Genomic DNA, 18,237 nt, shown 5'->3' with positions numbered 1-18,237 from the left:
GGTCCAGTCCAGTTCGACCAGCGCTGTGGCGCGGGCCTGGCTGTGTGCCACCGGTCCGGCTCTGCGCGGCTGATCGTCGCCCAGAGACCACAAGAACAGAAGCAAGCAACGAGACGAAGGGCATGATGAGCAACAAGACGATCGCACTGATGGGCGCGAGTGGTCACTTGGGGGCCTTGATCGCGCAGGAGCTGATGGCGATGCCGGATGTGCAGCTGCGACTGCTGGTGCGCCCCGGGAGCCGGGCTAAGGTCGCGGACCTGGAGGCCCGCGGCGCGCAGGTCGTGGAGGGCGACATCAACTCCGGTGACACGGCGGCGCTGTCCGCCTTCACCGAGGGTGCCATGACGGTCATCTCCGCGGTGCAGGGCGGGCCCGAGACGATCATCGAGGGGCAGCGCGCCGTGCTGCGGGCGGCTCGCGAGGCGGGAGTGCGACGCTTCATCCCGTCGACGTTCTCGCTCGACATGTTCACGGTGAACCCCGGGCAGATCGTGACGGCGGACATGCGCCGGCACTTCGCCCAGATCGCGGACGACGAGCGAGGCGGGGTCGAGGTCACCCACGTGATGATCGGGGGCTTCCTGGACAAGGACGTGCTGTTCGGGTTCATCGACGTCATCGACCCCAAGGCGAAGACCGCCCGGGTCTGGGGCGAGGGCGAGTCCCCGATGGACTACACGACCTACGCGGACACGGCCCGGTACACCGCGGCGGTTGCCGTGGACGAGCGGCCGGTGCCGCGTGTCTTCGCCGCGCTCGGCGACAGCCTGAACTTCGCCGACATGGTCCTGGCGTATGAGGAGGCTTCCGGGACGACGCTGACGGTCCGGCGCATGGGCTCCTTGGAGGACCTGGACGCGCAGATTGCGCAACTGCAGGAGGGGGGTCAGGCGAACTTCCTCCAGTACCTACCCCTGATGTACTACCGCGCCCAGCTCAAGGGTCAGGGCCGCCTGGACCCGGTGATGAACGACCGGTACCCCCACATCACACCCACGACTGTGCGTCAGTACGTGCAGGCCGAAGGTCTCTGACGGTCCGGCGCCTGCGCGACGTCGAGCAGGACTCCTTACGAGTGCTGCCTGACCGGTGGGTGCTTGAGCTCTCAGGCGCCCACCGGCGCAGCGGCCGGAGCGGCGGTCGACTCTCGCACGACCAGCTGTGTGGACAGCTGGACGTGGTGGGAGTCGGCGCGTTCTCCGCGCGCCTGCTGGAGCAGGGTCCGCAGCGCGACGCGGCCCATGTCGATGATGGGCTGACGCACAGTGGTCAGGGGCGGTGCGGTCGACACGGCCACGTAGGTGTCGTCGAAGCCGACGACCGACAAGTCCTGCGGGACGCGCAGACTTCGGCGTCGCGCGGCCTCCAGCACCCCGAGGGCGGAGGCGTCGCACCCGGCGAAGATCGCCGTCGGTGGCTGCGGGCCCGCGAGGAACTCACTGGCCATCTCCAGCCCGGCCAGGAAGCTGAAGCCCTGCTCGAGGACCAACGACGGGTCGAGTGCCACCCCGGCCGAGCTCATCGCGCTGAGGTAGCCCTGCAGACGCTCGCGCGAGGCCATCGAGATCGGGAGCCCCCCGGCGAAAGCGATCCGGCGGTGTCCCAGATCCAGCAGGTGGCGGGTGGCCTGCATCCCACCGGTGAAGTTCGTCGCCCCCACCGACACCACCTCGTCGTCGAGCGGGTTGAGTGGGTCGATCATGACGACGCTGAGCCCGAGCGAGCGCATTAGGTCGCGCTGGTCGGCGGTGAGCTCGGAGGTCACGACGATCACCCCGGTGCGCCCGTGCGCCGCCAAGCGGCGGATCCACCCCCCGGACAGCGGGCCGTCGCCCTCGGGATCCGGATCCAGCTTGTCGACGAGCACCTCGACGTCCTGGGAGTGTGCGGCAGTGAGGATGCCGTCCAGTACCTGCATGGAGTAGACGTTCACGAGGGTGTCGAAGACGACGTTGACCTTCTGCAGACGGTCCTTCTCGCGAGGGCCGGTGGTCGGCACGTAGCCGAGCTCGTCTATCGCCTGCTCGACCCGCCGTCGCGTCTGGGCCGAAATGTCGGGCCTGCGGTTGAGCACCTTGGAGGCGGTGGCCTTCGAGACCCCGGCAACACGGGCCACCTGCTCCAGTGTCGGGCGCGACGCGTTCGTGCTGCTCACTGCAAACCTCCCTCGAGTGGATCACCGGCAGCCTACCCCCTCTGAAAAAGTTTCGGAACACTCACGCACGAAAGTGCCTGTTTTGCGTGTTGACTTCAATGGGCGTCGGCCCTACCGTCGAATCTGTTTAGGAAACAGTGCGAAACTGTTTCTGTCCAGTCGACGGTGGTGTCGACGAGAGAGAGGACTCGAGCAATGAGGCTGAGCATCGGACGGCGCACTGGCGCCATGGTGGCCGCGGTGAGCTTGGCGACCGTGCTGGCGGCATGCGGTGGAGGTAACCAGCCCGGCCAGGCGGCCGCGGACGGGGCGAGTGCGTGGGCGCTGACCGGCGGGAGCGAGGAGATGTTCCGCGCGCAGTTCGACGCGTGGAACGCCGAGAACCCGGACCAGGAGATCGCGGTCGACTGGTTCGCGAACGACGCGTACAAGGAGAAGATCCGGACCGCCGTGGGATCGGGCAACGCCCCGACCTTGATCTACTCGTGGGCGGGCGGGACGCTGGCCGACTACGTCGCCAACGACAGCGTCGTCGACATCACGGCGGACACGCAGGAGCTCACCGACCGGCTGGTCCCGTCGGTCGCGGCGAACGGTCAGGTGGACGGCAAGACCTACGCGGTGCCGAACACGCAGAGCCAGCCGGTCGTCCTGTACTACAACCAGGAGGTCCTGGACGCGGCCGGCGTCGAGGTGCCGACGACGTACGACGAGCTGCTCACCGCGGTGGGCACCCTCAAGGACCAGGGCGTGATCCCGGTCGCGCTGGCCGGGCAGAGCGTGTGGCCCGAGCTGATGTGGATCCAGTACCTCACCGACCGCATCGGCGGCCCGGAGGTCTTCCAAGCCGTGGTCGACGGCGAGGAGGGCGCGTGGTCCGACCCCGCCGTCATCGAGGCCACGACCAAGATCCAGGAGCTCGTCGACGCCGGTGCGTTCGGGGACAGCTTCGGTTCGGTCAACGCCGACCAGAACGCCGACACCGCACTCGTGCACACCGGCAAGGCGGCGTTCATCCTGCAGGGCAGCTGGGTGTACCCGAACTTCCTCAACGACGCCCCCGAGCTCGTCGAGTCGGGCGGCCTGGGCTACACGACCTTCCCCGCGGTCGACGGTGGCGCGGGTGACCCGGCGAACATCGTCGGCAACCCGTCCAACTTCTGGTCGGTCTCCGCATCCGCCGCCGAGGAGGACCAGGCCACGGCAAAGTCGTTCATCTCCTCCCAGGTGCTCAACGACGACGCCGTCGACGACCTGCTGGCGATCGGCACCGTTCCTCCGATCACCGGGCTGGAGGACAAGATCGAGCAGCAGGACAACGCGGACTATCTGTCGTTCGTGTACGGCATGGTGCGCGACGCCCCGCACTTCCAGCTCTCCTGGGACCAGGCCCTGCCGCCGGCCCAGGCCCAGGAGCTGCTGAACAACCTCAGTCAGCTCTTCCTGGGGCAGATCGACCCGCAGCAGTTCTCCGACGCGATGGACGCGACGCTGTGAGTGCCGCAACCGGCTCGGCGGCCCTGACGCAGACGCGCCAGGGCCGCCGGGCCCCTGGAAACCGCGCGGACGGCCCGTCGGTCTGGATGGCCGGCCCAGCCCTGGTCCTGTTCGGTGTGTTCGCCGTGGTGCCGCTGATCGGCGTCGCTGTCCTGTCGTTCATGAGCTGGGACGGCCTGGGCGATCCCGTATGGGCCGGCGCCGAGAACTGGGGCCGGACCCTGACCGACCCGGTGACGCAGAACGCCATGCGCCTCACCGTGGTCCTCAGCGTGGCGACCTGGCTCTTCCAGACGCCGCTCTCTCTGCTGCTCGGCGTCTTCATGGCCGGCCGCCAGCGCTACCGCGCCGTGCTCTCGGTGCTGTACTTCCTGCCGCTGCTGTTCTCGGCGGCGGCCGTCGCGATCGCCTACCGAGCGCTGCTCGACCCCAACTTCGGGCTCGGCACCGCACTGGGCATCTCGTGGCTGTCCCAGGACTGGATCGGCAGCCCCGACCTGGCGCTGTGGGTGGTGCTGTTCGTCATCTCGTGGTCCTTCGTGCCGTTCCACTCGCTGCTGTACCAGGGCGGCGTGCGGCAGATCCCGAAGTCGATGTACGAGGCGGCGCTGCTCGACGGCGCCGGCCGGGTACAGCAGTTCTTCTACATCACGCTGCCGCAGCTGAAGTACACGATCGTCACGTCCTCGACGCTGATGATCGTCGGCTCCCTGACCTACTTCGACCTCATCTTCGTCCTGACCGGCGGGGGTCCCGGCAACGCGACCCGCATCCTGCCGCTGGACATGTACCTGACCGGCTTCCGCAGCTACGACATGGGCAAGGCGAGCGTCATCGCCGTCATCCTCGTCGTCGTCGGCCTCGCGGTCTCGATCGGGCTGAACCGGTTCTCGGGAGCGAGCAAGATGGACTCGCAGATGGAGGGCGTCTGATGTCCGTACGCGTCGCACGCACCACGCCAAACCTCTTCGGCGGCCTGGCGGGGTGGATCTGGCTGGCGATCATCATCGTGCCGATCTACTACATCCTCGTCACGAGCCTGCGCCCTCAGGCCGACTACTACTCCGAGAACCCGCTGTCGTTGCCGGCCAACGCGACCCTGGACGCGTACGGGCAGGTGTTGGCCAACGACTTTCTGCGTTACTTCGGCAACTCGGTCGTCGTCACCCTCGTCTCGACCCTGGTGATCCTGGCGGTGAGCCTGACGGCGTCCTACGTCGTGGTGCGATCACGCCGCCGCTCGACGGCGCGGCTCTTCCAGGTCTTCCTGCTCGGGATCGCCATCCCGATCCAGGCCACGATCATCCCTGTCTACTACCTCATCGTGCAGCTGGGCCTCTACGACACCCTGTGGGCGATCATCCTGCCGTCGATCGCGTTCGCCATCCCGCTGTCGGTGCTCATCCTGACCAACTTCCTGCGCGACGTGCCGGCGGAGCTGTTCGAGTCGATGAAGATGGACGGCGCGGGGGAGTGGCGCACCCTGTGGAACCTCGCGCTGCCGCTGACCCGCCCGGCCATCATGACCGTCGGCGTCTACAACGCCCTGCAGGTGTGGAACGGGTTCCTGTTCCCGCTCGTGCTGACCCAGAGCGCCGAGACCCGGGTGCTGCCGCTGTCCCTGTGGTCCTTCCAGGGCGAGTTCTCCGTCAACGTCCCGGCTGTGCTCGCCGCCGTCGTCCTGTCCGTCCTGCCCATCCTTGCCGCTTACATCGTCGGCCGCCGCCAGCTCGTGTCCGGCCTGACCGCCGGCTTCGGCAAGTGACCGGGCAAGTACCCAGCCTTTTGAGGAGCTTCATGAACACCGTTGCGCCCACCACGCTCCATGTCGCGACCACTGGGTCCGACACCGCGGACGGCAGCGCGTACAGCCCGCTGCGCACCATCAACCGGGCCGCGGCCGTGGCGCGACCCGGCGACACCGTCGTCGTGCACGGTGGGGAGTATCGCGAGTGGGTGCGGCCGCGCCGCGGCGGGCTCAGCGACGCCCGGCGGATCACCTACCAGGCGGCGCCCGGCGAGCACGTGGTGATCAAGGGCTCGGAGCCGGTAACGGGGTGGGAGCAGGGCGGGGGAGATGTATGGACGGTCACCGTCCCCAACACGCTGTTCGGTTCGTTCAACCCCTACGCCGAACAGATCGAGGGCGACTGGATCGTCTACCCGAAGAAGGACACGCCCCGCAAGCACCTGGGCGACGTCTACCTGAACGGACGCAGCTTCTACGAGGTGTTGACCCTGCCGGAGGTCTTCGACCCGCCGCTGCGCGCCGAGGCGACCGACGACTGGACCGGCGGCACCGATCACATCCGCGATCCCGAGCAGACGCGCCATGTCTGGTACGCCGAGGTCGGCCCGGACGTCACGACGATCTGGGCGAACTTCCAGGGCGCAGACCCGAACGCCGAGGCGGTCGAGATCAACGTGCGCCGGTCGGTGTTCTACCCCGCCGAGCACCACATCGACTACATCACGGTGCGGGGCTTCGAGCTGGCCCACGCCGCGAGTCCGTGGGCCCCGCCCACCGCCGACCAGCCCGGCCTGATCGGGCCGAACTGGGCCAAGGGCTGGATCATCGAGGACAACGTCATCCACGATGCGAAGTGCTCGGCGATCTCGCTGGGCAAGGAGGCCTCGACCGGCCACAACTACGCCACGCTCCGCGGAGACAAGCCCGGCTACCAGTACCAGCTCGAGTCGGTGTTCTCCGCACGCCAGATCGGGTGGGACCGTGAGCACGTCGGCTCGCACGTCGTGCGTCGCAACACCATCTACGACTGCGGCCAGAACGGCATAGTCGGACACCTCGGCTGCGTGTTCTCCACCATCGAGGACAACCACATCTACAACATCGCGATCAAGCGCGAGTTCTACGGCTACGAGATCGCCGGCATCAAGCTCCACGCCGCGATCGACGTCACCATCCGGCACAACCGCATCCACGACTGCACGCTCGGAACCTGGCTGGACTGGCAGACCCAGGGCACTCGGGTCACCCGGAACCTGTTCCACGACAACAACCGCGACCTGTTCGTCGAGGTGAGCCACGGACCGTACCTGGTCGACCACAACATCTTCGGCTCGCGTGCGTCCCTGGAGGTGTTCAGCCAGGGAGGCGCCTTCGTCAGCAATCTCGTGTGCGGCACCGTATCGCTGGAGCCGGTCGTGGAGCGGCCCACGCCGTACCACGTGCCGCACAGCACCCAGGTCGCGGGCTACGCCGCGATCCATGGCGGCGACGACCGCCACATCGGGAACATCTTCCTGGGGAGCGACGCAGGTCGGGCCTACGGGCCGACGGCGCGTGCGGGCCAGGTCGTCGGCTACGGCACCGCCGGGTACGACGGGCACCCGTCCTCGCTCACCAGCTACTTCGATCAGCTCGCGGACCCCTCTACCGGCGACCACGAGCGATTCATGGGCGCCAAGCAGCCCGTCTACATCCGGGACAACTTCTACGCCTCGGGCGCGGTGCCGTACGAAGCCGAGGAGGGCGCCGTCGTCGTCGATCAGGGCGTCTCGGTCGCCGTCGTCGAGGACGGCGACGGGGTCTACCTGGAGGCGGCACTGCCCACGCGGTTCGACCATTTGCGGATCAACGTCGTGACCGGCAAGGACCTCGAGCGGGTCCGGGTCGTGGACGCGGAGTTCGAGGATCACGACGGCAGCCCCGTCGCCATCGACGTCGACCTGGGCGGCGCCCCCAAGTCCGCCGAGGAGACCTACCCGGCCGGCCCGCTCGCCGCTCTCGCCTCAGGTATCTCGCGCATCCGCGTGTGGTGAGGCTCGCCGCCGTCGGCCCCTGAATCCATGCCCCTGAACCCGTGCCCCGAAGACCTCTGACCTGGAGTCCCGCCATGACCCTCCCGAAGCCCCGCCGCATCGACGGCGACGCGACCCCGGCACTGCGCTGGGGCATCATCGGCACCGGGTGGATAGCCACCCGGTTCGTCCGCGCCGTCCACCGGCGCACCGCGCAGCGCGTCGCCGCGGTCACCGCCCGCGACCCGTACCGGCTGTCCTCTTTTGCCACCACGCACGACATCCCGACGTCGTACCCGACCCCGGAGGCCCTGCTGGCCGACGAGTCCATCGACGCCGTCTACATCGCCACACCGCACAGTTCGCACCGAGACCTGGCGTTGCAGGCAATCGCCGCCGGGAAGCCGGTCCTCGTGGAGAAACCGATTGCGCTGTCGGCCGCCGAGGCACGCGAGATCGCAACGGCAGCACGCGCCGCGGGAGTGCTGGTCATGGAAGCGATGTGGACCCGCTACCTGCCCCAGATCGACATCGTGCGCCAGATGCTCGACGACGGCACGCTGGGCGACATCCACCTCGTGACCGCGGACTTCGGCTTCGTGGCCCCTTACGACCCGGGCAGCCGGATGTGGGATCCGACGCTGGGTGGTGGTGCGCTCCTGGATGCCGGCGTCTACCCGGTCTCGTTCGCGAGCTTCGTCCTGGGGGCGCCGGCACGGGTCCAGGCCTCGGGCGAGATCACCCCGGACGGGGTCGACCTGCGGGCCTCGGCGATCCTCACCTCACCCGGAAGAGCGGACGCCTTCGTCGCGACGTCGATGGTCGCCCACCTGCCCACGCGCGCCACGGTCATCGGCACGAAGGGGCGCATCGACATCCCCGCGTCCTTCTTCACGCCGACCGGTGTCGTGCTCACCACGCGCGCCGACGGGACGGATGTCACCGAGTCGTGGACCGACGACACCTTCGAGGATGGATACGACGCACTGAGCTACCAAGCGCTCGCGTTCGCTTCCTACCTGGCTGAGGGCCGACCTGAGTCGCCGCTGCACACGCTCGACGAGGTCGTCTCGACCCTTGCCACGATCGACGCGATCCGCGGTCTGCTGACCGTGGACACCGAAGAACGTCAGTAGAGCCGGGCGGATACTCTGCCGAGAGTCAATCCCGAGGTGCTGACGGAGGGCGTTCGGCGGTGACGATCGTGCGGACCGCAGGCGCCACTTCTTGTCCGATGACGTCGTAGAGGCTGGTGTCGTCGCCAGCGAGGATGAACCCTGAGAAGCCGTGCTCAAGCGTGAGACCGGCGAGCTGGTCGACCCAGGTCCGGGGCGGCCCGGCCAGCAGCCCTTCCGATGTGGCCGAGGCGCGAGCGGGGATGTTGACCAGGCGGCGGATCGCTGACGGGTCTCTGCCTGCGGCGTGTGCGGCATCGTCGATCCTCTGGTTGCCGTCGCCGATGGCCTTGATGTCGTTGCCCCACATGCTGAGGAGCCACCCGTCGGCCTTGGCGCCGATCAGGCGGAGCATGCGAGGTTTGTACCCGCCGACCCAGATCGGCACGGGGTGGGCCGGTGCAGGCCCTCGTTTGGCGCCCACGATCTGGTAGTGCTCGCCCTGATGGTTCACCATGGACCGGTCGGTGACGTCCCACAGCGCGCGGATGATGTCGATGGCCTCCGAAAGCGCGTCAACCGACTGGCCCGGTGTCAGCCTGGTGCCGCCGTAGGCGGAGATAGCGTCCCAGTAGCCGCCCGCGCCGAGCCCGAGCGCGATCCGTCCGCCGGTCATCAGGTCGAGGCTTGCTGTCGCTTTTGCCAGTACGGCGGGCGGGCGCAGCGGGAGGTTGGTGACGTTCGCTGAGAAGCGGATCTGTTCGGTGCGGGCTGCGAGCTGACCGATGAGCGTGGGGGTGTCGACGAAGCCGGGGTGGTAGGGGTGGTCCTGGACCGTCACGAGGTCCAGGCCGACGCGTTCGGCCTCCTGGGCCGCATGGATCAGCTCCGCGATCGCGTCGGACCGGGGTGTGACGAAGCTGCCGAACAGCAGGTCGTGACCGTAGTCGACCATGATCTCTCTCCGGGTATGAGGGCTGGGGTGCGGGTGGCGTCAGGGCGCGTGGACGGTGCGGCCGAGGTGCCGGTCAGCCGGAGCCCACGGGTGGTGTCCGGCCGGCGGCGGGGTGTGCTCAGTGCCGGACGGCGGGGACCTTCCGGGTGAGCAGGTGCTCGGACCCTTTGATGATGTCGCGGACGTGGGCGGTCGTCATGGTTTGTGACGGGAGGATCGCACTGCCCTTCTTGTCGAACATGGTTCCGGTGTGGTGCTCAAGGTCGGGGGTGAACAGCAGCGGCAGGATGTGCTTCGCATAGGTGTCTGCGTCGGGGGTGAACCACCCGATGGCGGTCTCCATGGCGCGGTGCTTCCAGCTGCCCTCGCCGAGCATGTTGGCGCGGATGTCGGTCTTGATCAGACCGGGGTTGAGGCCGAATACGCCCAGGCCGGGGTACCGCTGCGCCGAGTCGAGCACGAGGGCCTCGTTACCGGCGACGGTGCTCATGTGCGCCTTCATGGAGACGTAGTCCTTCTCGAAGTTGAGGTCCTCCACGTGCGCGGTTTGTCCGGAGCCGGGGTAGCCGTAGACGAACACCCGCGGGCGGGGCGCACCCTCGGGTCGGGCGGTCCCGAGCCGTGCTGCGAGGTTGCGTACCAGGACCAGGCGGCTGAGGTAGCTGACGGCCATGTCCCGTTCCAGGCCCTCGGGCGTCTCCTGCCGTTGGGGCGCGGCGAAGATCCCCGTGGTCAGTACGAGCACGTCGAGGTCCTCGGCCGGCAGGGTCTGGGCGACGCGCTGGGCCTCGCTCATGCGGTCCAGGTCGGCCTGGACGAACTCGATGTTCGGCATACCCCGGTCGCGGAACGTGCGGCCGACGACGGTGACCTGGGCACCGCGTGTGGCCATCTGCCGGCTCAGGGCCCGGCCGATACCACCGGTGCCGCCGACGACGGCCACGTTCTTCCCGTCTAGGTCCAAGGCGGCGCTGGTGCGGTGCCAGTGGACGCTAGTGTCCTTTTTCATGGGGTTGTCTCCTTCTGGTTCAGTGCGTGCGACGGGTGAGCCGGATGACCGGGATGACCCGGTCCGTGAGGGTCTCGTACTGGGCGAAGCCGGCCGACGCCGACGCGATCTGCCGCCAGACGTGCTCACGCTCCTGTCCGTGGAGCTCCTCGGCGTCGACGTCGAATTCCTCGCCCGCGAGCACGACGCGGGCCTTGTCGGGCTGTGCGGCCAGGTTGAAGTACCAGGCCGGGTGCTTGGCGGCTCCGGCCGCCGAGGCGACGACCAGCCAGGAGTCGTTCGAGACCGGGAAGTAGGCGACGGGGTTCTCTCGAACCTGGCCGCTCTTCTTGCCGATGGTGATCAGGACGAGTGCCTGCATTCCCATCGCGGACTGGCCGGCGCGGATGGCGGCGATGTTGCGTTCGTTCATGGCGCGCATCTGCGCGGTGGACACCGGCATCTGGGCGCCGTAGGTGCCGTTCGGGGTGTTGAAGCTCATCGAACTGCCTTTCAGACGAGCGAGGGGTAGTCGGTATACCCGCGGTGGTCCCCGCCGAAGCTGGTGGCGCGGTCCGGGGTGTTGAACGGACCGCCTGCGGCCAGGCGCGCGGGCAGGTCCGGGTTGGCCAGGAAGAGCGCCCCATAAGAAAGCAGGTCGGCGGTGCCGTCCTCGAGGAGGGACAGCTCCTCAGGGCCGGTGGGCCGGCCCTCGGTGGACGGGTTGAGGATGAGTGTGCCGTCCCACACCTTGCGGATCCGCAGGGTGAGCTCGCGCTGGCCCGGTGCCTCCATCACGTGCAGGTAGGCCAGCCCGAGCGGGGCGAGCGCGGTGACCAGGGCGTCGTACGTCTCGTCGAGTCCTTCCTCGGCGATGTCGTGCAGCGGGTTGCCCGGGGACAGGCGGATCCCGGTCCTGTCGGCGCCGATGGCGCCGGCGACGGCGGTCGCGACCTCGGCGGCGAACCGGATCCGGCCGTCGACGGATCCGCCCCAGGAGTCGGTGCGCTGGTTCGCGTTGGTCGCAAGGAACTGGTGCACCAGGTAGCCGTTGGCCCCGTGGATCTCCACACCGTCGAAGCCGGCGGCGATCGCGTTGCGCGCCGCCGTCGTGAAGTCGACGATCGTGGACAGGACTTCCTCGTGGGTCAGCTCGCGCGGCACCGGGAACGGCTTCATCCCCGCGTGGGTGTAGACCTGTCCGTCCGCTGCGACGGCCGACGGGCCGACGTTGATGACACCGTCGGGAAGCAGGTCCGGGTCGCCGATACGGCCCGAGTGCATGAGCTGGGCAAAGATCACTCCGCCCTCGGCGTGGACGGCGTCGGTGACCATGCGCCATGCCGCCACCTGTTCGGTCGAGTGCAGCCCAGGGGTGTCGGGGTAGCCCTGCCCTACGACCGAGGGCTGCGTGCCCTCGGTGACGATCAGGCCGGCGGACGCGCGCTGCGCGTAGTAGTCGGCGTTCAGATCGGTGGGCGTCGCTCCTGCCCCGTAGGCGCGCGAGCGCGTCATCGGCGCCATCACTATGCGGTTCTTCAGCGACGCGCCAGCCAGGTCGTAGGAGTCGAAGGCGGAGGTCATGAGGTCTTCCCTTGCAGTGGTTGAGTACGTGGCACTAACAGTACATGCCATGAACACTTTCTGCCATGTACTGTATTCCCATGACAGCTGAGAAGCTCGACCACGACGTCCGGGACGAGGCGTGCGAGTTCGGTCCCGACGGCACCAGCCCGCTGCACGTGCTCGCCCAGCTGTCGGTGATGGTCCATTCGCAGGTCGCCGCAGTGGCTGAGCGCAATGGGGTCACCCCCATGCAGGCGCGGATGCTCGGCGTGCTGGTGCGCGGCCCGAGGCGGATGAACGAGCTGGGGCAAGCACTCGGCGTCGAGAAGGCGGCGCTCACGGGCCTGGTCGATCGCGCCGTGGCGCGCGGCTTGATCGCGCGGGAGGCCATCCCGGGCGACCGGCGCTCGACCCATGTCCTGGCTACTCCAGCAGGTGCGGCGGCGTCCGAAGCGTTCTACGGACAGCTCGATGCCGTCCTGGGCGAGATGATCGCCGCTCTGCCTGCCGAGGCCCGCGAGACGTTCACGAGCTGGACAGAGGTCATCGTTGGTGCGTGGGCCGGGCGCTTGGTCGAGGCCGAGGCCGGGTAGCCGCGTCGAACGTGCGGCAGTATTCAGGCGGCGTCGCGGAATGCGCTCTCAACCGACATGTTCCGCAACGTCGCCCCGCGACCGCTCCGCCTGTTCGGCCGGGTGGAGGAGCGTACTGAGCTCGGCGTTGCTGAGCGTGGTTCCGAAGGCGGGGCCACCCGGCTCCAGGAGGGTGCCGGTGCTGAGCGGGCCGATCACCACGGGGTCGAGCCCGAGGGATGCAATGAGCACCGATGCCGTGTGCGCTGCCTCAGCCGAGTCGGATGCGATGCCCATCGCCGGCCGCTCCGCGATCCCGATGGTCTCGTCTTCGAGGTCGTGGTAACCAAGCTGGTTGAGGGACTTCACCCACTGCAGCTGCGGGTGACGGGCGGCGAGGGCCTCGCTCGTGCTCCGGTGGGCGACATCGCTCAGATCGCCGTCCACCGGCGCCCAATGGTTCGTCGGGTCGATCACTACGGTGCCCGGTTGAAGTGGCATGGGGATGGTGAGAGCTATGGAGAACGGCACCGCGAGGATCGCGACGTCTAGATCCTCCCAGTCGGTGACAGGCAGTGCGGTCGCGCCGGGGATCATGACCTCCACGACCAGGGCGGTCTGTGCGGCTCCGGGGCGCCCGGCGATCACGACGTCGTGACCGGCGTTGACGGCGCGTCGGGCGAGCGTGGTACCGAGCTTGCCGGCACCGATGATGCCGATTTTCATGACGCCACCTCCGTCGCGGCGGGCTCGGACGTGCGGGTCTCGGCCTTGATGACGGGGAGGACCTCGGTGAGGTAGAGCTCGAGGCTGCCGTCGGCGAGGCTCTCGGGCATGCCGGGGTCGAACTGGCCGACGAACCGGTCGACGCCGAGCAGCTCCCGGTGGGTCATGATTCCGTCGATGATCTGCTGCGGGCTCCCCACGAGGAGGCCGTTGGCGATCCACTGGTCGTACACGTGGCGCGGCATGCCGCCGGCGAAGCTCGGGTGCAGGGAGAGGTAGTGCGAGTAGTGCGGGTAGAACTCTTCCCGGGCGCCCTGCGACGTTCGCCCGACATACATGTGCCCGCCGGTGGCCAGCCGCAGTGAGGCGGGGTCGTGCCCGGCCTGCGTGCCCGCACGCCGATACAGCTCCACCAGGCGCACACCGCTGCGCGGCCCGGCGAACAGCGACAAGAACATCGGCTGCCCGAGCATCCCGGCGCGGACGGCGCTCTGCGGGGTGCCACCCACCCCGATCCAGATCGGCAGTTTCTGCTGCGCCGGCCGGGGCCCTGTGTGGACGTCGCGCAAGGCAGATCGGAACCGGCCCTGCCACGGCTTCGCCGGGTCGTCGCGTAGCTGGATGAGGAGCCGAACGTTCTCGTCGAACAAGGCCTCGTAGTCCCGTATGTCGTACCCGAACAGCGAGTACGACTCCGGGAATGCCCCACGACCGACGGTGATCTCCGTCCGGCCGTGCGAGATCTGGTCGAGAGTGCCGAACTGCTCCATCAGCCGCACCGGATCGACCGTCGAGAGGACGATGACCGATGTCGTGAGCCGGATACGCCGGGTCGTCGCCGCGATCGCCGCGAGAACCACCTCCGGAGCCGAGACCGCGAAGTCAGGCCTGTGATGCTCGCCGAGCGCGAACATGTCAAGCCCCGCTTCGTCGGCGGCCTGAGCCTGACGAATGAGCGCGTCCAAGCGCCGCCCCGCTGCTTTCGATGTCCGGTCGTGACCGAGGTCCCCGAAGGAATAGACGCCGAGTTCCATGACAATGCCTTTCGTCTTGTGGTTCCTGAGTCGCCCCGGCCCCGTCCCGGGGCGCGCCAGGGCTGTAGACAGCGGCGATGAGTACGCGGGCGGGGCCGGCTTTCGACATGCAGTCACCCAGTCCGGCCCCGCGTTGCGTGTCAGTCCGCCAGCCCTGTCTGCTGGCTGATCGCGGACTGATCCCACAGGATGCGCTCCTCGGCGATCTTGCCGTCACGCCAACGGGCGATGGTGGTGAACTGGATGTCGAAGCCCTTGCCGGTCGGAGGGACGACGGTTCCGTCGGGGGCGGTCATCTCGCCGGTGAAGGTTCCGGTCATCCGGCCCAGCGCCAGGGTCCAGTCGCCCTGGCCGAACTGGAGCTCGTAGAGGTCGTTGTGCACGTGCAGGTCGGGGAAGGCGCGCACGAGCCACTCGACCTCGGCGCGGTGGTCCTCCAGTGCGTGCGTCGGCTGCGCCAGATTGGGCTGGTAGACGACCACGTCCTGAGTGTGCAGGTGGTCGAGGAAGCCGGCGTAGTCGCGCGCGTTGAAGGCGTCGTCCGCCTCCTTCATCAGCTGGAGGTTGTGGGCGACACGGTCGTTGTCCGGCGTCGTCATGAGCTGTCCTTTCGGTAGCACTTCCGTCGGTTTTTCCCGACGCCCACACACGCTAGTATGCTGAAGATACTAGTTACCAAGGAGGTACCATTGGCTGAGGCAAAGTTCGTTGAGGACCCCTGCCCGTTCGCGCCGGTCGTGGAGATCGTCTTTGCACGCTGGACCTCCCACATCCTGTGGGTGCTCAGCGAGCATGGCCGACTCCGGTTCACCGAGCTGCGCGGACTGCTGCCCGGAGTGACGCCCAAGGTGCTGACCGAACGCCTGCGCAAGCTTGAACGCGATGGCCTCGTCACCCGCACGTATCACGCAGAGGTGCCGCCCCGCGTCGAGTACGAGGCCACCGCGCTCGCCGCGACCCTTCAACCCGCCTTCCGCTACCTCACCGACTGGTCCGCACGACACATGCAAGAAGTGCGCTCGGCCCAGGCCCGGTTCGACGGCCCGGAATAGCTGGCTCGGGAGCTGTTGCAAACCAAAGTGCTACATCCATGGGGTCACATGAACCGGCGACCCGCTGCCGCGATGGGCGTCTGGACGGGTATCGCGTCCGGGAACGCGATGAGAGACAGGAACCGGATCGGCAGCTCGACCAGCGCGACGGGCCCGTGCGCGCCTTCGCCGTCGAACTGCAGCTTGTCGCCGGGAGTGAGGCCATAGACGGACCGGCTGTGGCCGTAGTCCATCGCGCCCTCGAGCATGTAGATGAGCTTGGTGCCGGTGCTGAGATCGGTGCCGAAGCCCTCGCGGACAGTCTGAAACTCCTCCTCGGGCAGCAACGATGGGCGTGATACGCCACAGCGGCCCGGGCAATCTTTGACTGACTGAACTATTGACGTAGGAGGGTTATGCTGGCGGCGTGGATCACGCTGCAGCTGCCCTAGTGAGTCATGAGGCGCGTCTGGTGGAGGCGTGGCGGCTGTCGCAGATGCTGGTGACCTTGGCGGAGCGGGCGAAGGCGGACTTCGCCTCCACTGTGGCGCCGCTTGGGCTACCGATGCATCTCGCTCGGGCGTTGGCGATGCTGGACGAGCCGGCACCGATGAGTGAGCTGGCAGAACGGCTGGAGTGCGACCGTTCCTACATCACGTCGCTGGCCGATCAGCTCGAAGAGCGAGGGCTGGCCGGGCGGGTGCCCGGCACGGATCGGCGGGTCAAGCTACTCGCCCTGACGAACGAAGGTCGCGAGCTGCGCGACAAGATCGCCGCTGCGGTGTCCGCGGGGAGCATGATGCTGACCCGACTGGACGACGAGCAGCGTGCCTCGCTCGCTCCGCTGCTGGAGCGGCTGCTGGGCGACGAGCTGGTTGTCCTCTGAGACGAAGATCGCTGTGGTGCGGTCGGGGCAGAGGCGGGCGTAGTAGCCCGCGCCGAGGTTGTGGTAGGCGTTGCCCGTGCGGGCGAGGTTCCAGACCGTTCTAAGGACCGCGTGCTCCATGGGTCCAAGACCCTCGGCCTGCAGATCCACGGGGTCAAGCCGCAGCTGGTGCTCGCGCCGGTGGTTCCCGCGATGGCCGAGCTCATCGATCTCCACACCGCATCCGTTGCCGAGTCCCACATCGAAGCCCGCCGGCTGGCTCACCAGTTCGCGCGGTAGACCAGGAGAGCGATCCATCAGCCGGTGGACCGCTCTCGGGCGTGGGAATGCCGACGGCGCTGCCTCGCTTCTGCCGCGCTTTCCCCGTTCCTGCCTCGGTTTCGCCTCGGGTTCGGCCACCGCTGCCGACCGCCAACGACCGCCCATGACCACCTGGTCTGCGCTAGACTCAACCCGCTGGAATCGTTGAGATTCCGCCGATCTGACCCCGTCCGCGCAGGCGAGCGAAGGATCGCAACCAAAGCCTTTCTGCTCGGCGGAGCGGGATGAACCCTTTCGAGAAGGTCGGGGGTTCGAATCCCCCTAGCTCCACACATGGAAACCCCGTCTGATCAGGGCAAACGCTCCGGTCAGACGGGGTTTCTTCGTTGGTTGGGCGCCGTTCCCGGCGGGTCGTGCCCCCCTGGTGCCCCCGGGCCGTCGTTGAGGCGATCCAGACCGGTCTTGTAGGCCCCGATGCCGAGGTCGTCCGATCGACGTGGTCACACCATGCCCGCACGGTTCCGGGGGGGTCCACAGCTCTCGCATTTTCCGCCCTCAACGGCGAGTTTGCGCAACACGCCCTATTTGGTGCGCTGAGAGATGGTGCTTCGTCCAGCGCGGCGTGATCATCGGCGTGTGGAGATCCGTGAAGAGCGTCAACTCAATCCCGTGGCTGATGAAGTGAGTGGCCTTGTCGCTGTCACGCGGCCAATCATCGTCGGCCTGCTTCACTCCATCGGAGAGGAGTACCTTGAGCCCCACGGCGGCCGGGAGAACATGCGGCTCGCCGACCTCGGCCGAGTGAGGAAGGCCAGTGACGGCGACCTCGGCGTAGCGTTCGAGTACGCGATTCACGACGCAGTGATGCGACAGGAGGAAGTCATCACCGACCGGGTTGCGACTGCCTTGAAGAAGGTGAAGATTACTCAGGGCGACCCTGCGTCAATCTTGTTCGCGATCGAGAAAACGGGCGCAAAGCAGCTCGTCGAGACGAAGCGCGAACTCATTACCCCGGAGTCCCGCGCACTCTCGGGCAAACGCGGCCAGCCGGTCAAGTTGCAGGGTTACCTCAACCAGCTTGCTGCGGCGTTCCACCGGCCAACCAGCCGGGTCCAACTTCCTCGCAGCATCCGGGGTCTCTGGAAGGCAGACCTCTTCCTCGGGTCAGCCGAGCCTGACCGCTGGGTTGGTGCGTCAGTGAAGATCAACCGCTTACAGCTCGACGGGGCCGAGGGTTTGCGGATCGGGATCGTGCCGACATCCTCGGGGAAGTCGGACGCGGTGCGTCTTGACGAGTCGCGGAACCTCGTGGTCTGCCCCGTTCCACACGACTTCAGCTTTATGCAGGTCTTCTACACAGGAATGCGAATTGTCCAGGCGCTGGTCGCAAGCGACTTCAAGATGCCCAGCGATGCGCTACTTCCCGAACCAGCTCATCGGGAGGTTGCGCGGATCTACGTGGAGCGTCGCAACTTTAAGATTGGTGAAGTTCTAGACGCCGTCAGCACCTTCGCGCAGCCGTCCCTGTTGGAAACGACGGCGGAGAACGTTACCGCCACCCTGTATGAGGGCTCGCGGCCGTCTGAGACTTTCACTGCCCTTGGGCCGATCCCACGTACCGACCTCGCCTGAAACCCTGCCTGGCCAGCAGGCATGCTCGCTGGCCAGAGCGCCATTACTCGCCCC

General features: G+C 67.7%; 20 protein-coding genes. 11 read left to right on the top strand and 9 right to left on the bottom strand.

From position 1 onward, the window contains the following. Nucleotides 1-122 precede the first annotated feature (122 nt). Nucleotides 123-1,037, top strand: a complete 915-nt coding sequence (locus C8K30_RS12225) for an NmrA family NAD(P)-binding protein (protein ID WP_108493188.1) — start codon at nt 123-125, stop codon at nt 1,035-1,037. A 71-nt stretch (nt 1,038-1,108) separates the two neighbouring features. Here the strand turns inward: C8K30_RS12225 and C8K30_RS12220 are convergent, their stop codons facing one another. Then, nucleotides 1,109-2,158, bottom strand: coding sequence for a LacI family DNA-binding transcriptional regulator (locus C8K30_RS12220; protein WP_108493187.1), 1,050 nt, complete (start codon nt 2,156-2,158; stop codon nt 1,109-1,111). Nucleotides 2,159-2,353: 195 nt separating this feature from the next. On the opposite strand from C8K30_RS12220, the gene C8K30_RS12215 reads away from it, so the two are divergent. The 5 genes from C8K30_RS12215 to C8K30_RS12195 all read left to right on the top strand — a co-directional run bounded on the left by C8K30_RS12215 (nt 2,354) and on the right by C8K30_RS12195 (nt 8,553). Further along, the gene (locus C8K30_RS12215) at nt 2,354-3,655 is read left to right on the top strand and encodes an extracellular solute-binding protein (protein ID WP_108493186.1); all 1,302 of its coding nucleotides are present in this window, start codon (nt 2,354-2,356) and stop codon (nt 3,653-3,655) included. Further along, nucleotides 3,652-4,587 (top strand): carbohydrate ABC transporter permease, encoded by a 936-nt coding sequence (locus C8K30_RS12210; protein ID WP_369939866.1) that lies wholly within the window; start codon nt 3,652-3,654, stop codon nt 4,585-4,587. Before C8K30_RS12215 ends, C8K30_RS12210 begins: the two co-directional genes overlap by 4 nt. Beyond that, on the top strand, nt 4,587-5,420 hold the full coding sequence (locus tag C8K30_RS12205) for a carbohydrate ABC transporter permease (protein WP_108493184.1): 834 nt from the start codon (nt 4,587-4,589) through the stop codon (nt 5,418-5,420). The genes C8K30_RS12210 and C8K30_RS12205 overlap by 1 nt, the downstream gene beginning before the upstream one ends. 32 nt (nt 5,421-5,452) lie before the next feature. After that, nucleotides 5,453-7,438 (top strand): right-handed parallel beta-helix repeat-containing protein, encoded by a 1,986-nt coding sequence (locus C8K30_RS12200; RefSeq protein WP_108493183.1) that lies wholly within the window; start codon nt 5,453-5,455, stop codon nt 7,436-7,438. Between the two features lie 74 nt (nt 7,439-7,512). Beyond that, complete coding sequence (locus tag C8K30_RS12195) at nt 7,513-8,553, top strand: Gfo/Idh/MocA family protein (RefSeq protein WP_108493182.1); 1,041 nt, start codon at nt 7,513-7,515, stop codon at nt 8,551-8,553. A gap of 25 nt (nt 8,554-8,578) precedes the next feature. Here C8K30_RS12195 and C8K30_RS12190 read toward each other — a convergent pair whose 3' ends face one another. The 4 genes from C8K30_RS12190 to C8K30_RS12175 all read right to left on the bottom strand — a co-directional run bounded on the left by C8K30_RS12190 (nt 8,579) and on the right by C8K30_RS12175 (nt 12,059). After that, on the bottom strand, nt 8,579-9,487 hold the full coding sequence (locus C8K30_RS12190; protein WP_108493181.1) for an LLM class flavin-dependent oxidoreductase: 909 nt from the start codon (nt 9,485-9,487) through the stop codon (nt 8,579-8,581). Between the two features lie 118 nt (nt 9,488-9,605). Next, a complete protein-coding gene (locus tag C8K30_RS12185; protein WP_108493180.1) occupies nt 9,606-10,496 on the bottom strand; it encodes an SDR family NAD(P)-dependent oxidoreductase in 891 nt (296 codons plus the stop codon). Nucleotides 10,497-10,515: 19 nt separating this feature from the next. After that, nucleotides 10,516-10,977, bottom strand: a complete 462-nt coding sequence (locus tag C8K30_RS12180; RefSeq protein WP_199230462.1) for a nitroreductase/quinone reductase family protein — start codon at nt 10,975-10,977, stop codon at nt 10,516-10,518. Between the two features lie 11 nt (nt 10,978-10,988). After that, complete coding sequence (locus tag C8K30_RS12175) at nt 10,989-12,059, bottom strand: alkene reductase (RefSeq protein WP_108493179.1); 1,071 nt, start codon at nt 12,057-12,059, stop codon at nt 10,989-10,991. 80 nt (nt 12,060-12,139) lie between these two features. Between C8K30_RS12175 and C8K30_RS12170 the strand changes: the two genes are divergently transcribed. Further along, nucleotides 12,140-12,634 carry a MarR family winged helix-turn-helix transcriptional regulator gene (locus tag C8K30_RS12170; protein ID WP_158280994.1) on the top strand — a complete coding sequence of 165 codons (495 nt, stop codon included), beginning with the start codon at nt 12,140-12,142 and terminating at the stop codon, nt 12,632-12,634. A gap of 48 nt (nt 12,635-12,682) precedes the next feature. Here C8K30_RS12170 and C8K30_RS12165 read toward each other — a convergent pair whose 3' ends face one another. The 3 genes from C8K30_RS12165 to C8K30_RS12155 all read right to left on the bottom strand — a co-directional run bounded on the left by C8K30_RS12165 (nt 12,683) and on the right by C8K30_RS12155 (nt 14,972). Beyond that, a complete protein-coding gene (locus C8K30_RS12165) occupies nt 12,683-13,339 on the bottom strand; it encodes an NADPH-dependent F420 reductase (RefSeq protein WP_108493177.1) in 657 nt (218 codons plus the stop codon). After that, entirely contained in the window at nt 13,336-14,373 is a 1,038-nt protein-coding gene (locus tag C8K30_RS12160; RefSeq protein ID WP_108493176.1) for an LLM class flavin-dependent oxidoreductase, read from the bottom strand. The genes C8K30_RS12165 and C8K30_RS12160 overlap by 4 nt, the downstream gene beginning before the upstream one ends. A gap of 140 nt (nt 14,374-14,513) precedes the next feature. Continuing rightward, nucleotides 14,514-14,972: an ester cyclase gene (locus C8K30_RS12155; protein WP_108493175.1), complete on the bottom strand. Its 459-nt coding sequence runs from the start codon at nt 14,970-14,972 to the stop codon at nt 14,514-14,516. 57 nt (nt 14,973-15,029) lie between these two features. Between C8K30_RS12155 and C8K30_RS12150 the strand changes: the two genes are divergently transcribed. After that, the gene (locus C8K30_RS12150) at nt 15,030-15,425 is read left to right on the top strand and encodes a helix-turn-helix domain-containing protein (RefSeq protein WP_108493174.1); all 396 of its coding nucleotides are present in this window, start codon (nt 15,030-15,032) and stop codon (nt 15,423-15,425) included. A 44-nt stretch (nt 15,426-15,469) separates the two neighbouring features. On the opposite strand, the gene C8K30_RS12145 is transcribed toward C8K30_RS12150, so the two are convergent. Continuing rightward, complete coding sequence (locus C8K30_RS12145) at nt 15,470-15,751, bottom strand: hypothetical protein (RefSeq protein WP_233257150.1); 282 nt, start codon at nt 15,749-15,751, stop codon at nt 15,470-15,472. An 80-nt stretch (nt 15,752-15,831) separates the two neighbouring features. Here C8K30_RS12145 and C8K30_RS12140 point away from each other — a divergent pair, with 80 nt between their 5' ends. The 3 genes from C8K30_RS12140 to C8K30_RS12135 all read left to right on the top strand — a co-directional run bounded on the left by C8K30_RS12140 (nt 15,832) and on the right by C8K30_RS12135 (nt 18,183). After that, nucleotides 15,832-16,290 (top strand): MarR family winged helix-turn-helix transcriptional regulator, encoded by a 459-nt coding sequence (locus C8K30_RS12140; protein WP_146197453.1) that lies wholly within the window; start codon nt 15,832-15,834, stop codon nt 16,288-16,290. Nucleotides 16,291-16,401: 111 nt separating this feature from the next. After that, nucleotides 16,402-16,569, top strand: coding sequence for a hypothetical protein (locus C8K30_RS30690; RefSeq protein WP_158280993.1), 168 nt, complete (start codon nt 16,402-16,404; stop codon nt 16,567-16,569). 618 nt (nt 16,570-17,187) lie between these two features. Continuing rightward, nucleotides 17,188-18,183 carry a hypothetical protein gene (locus C8K30_RS12135; RefSeq protein ID WP_146197452.1) on the top strand — a complete coding sequence of 332 codons (996 nt, stop codon included), beginning with the start codon at nt 17,188-17,190 and terminating at the stop codon, nt 18,181-18,183. Nucleotides 18,184-18,237: the final 54 nt, after the last annotated feature.

Source organism: Promicromonospora sp. AC04, from assembly GCF_003058225.1.
Classification (GTDB): domain Bacteria; phylum Actinomycetota; class Actinomycetes; order Actinomycetales; family Cellulomonadaceae; genus Promicromonospora.
The sequence above is the reverse complement of the archived record's forward strand: the minus strand, read 5'-3'. Positions and strand labels throughout refer to the sequence as shown.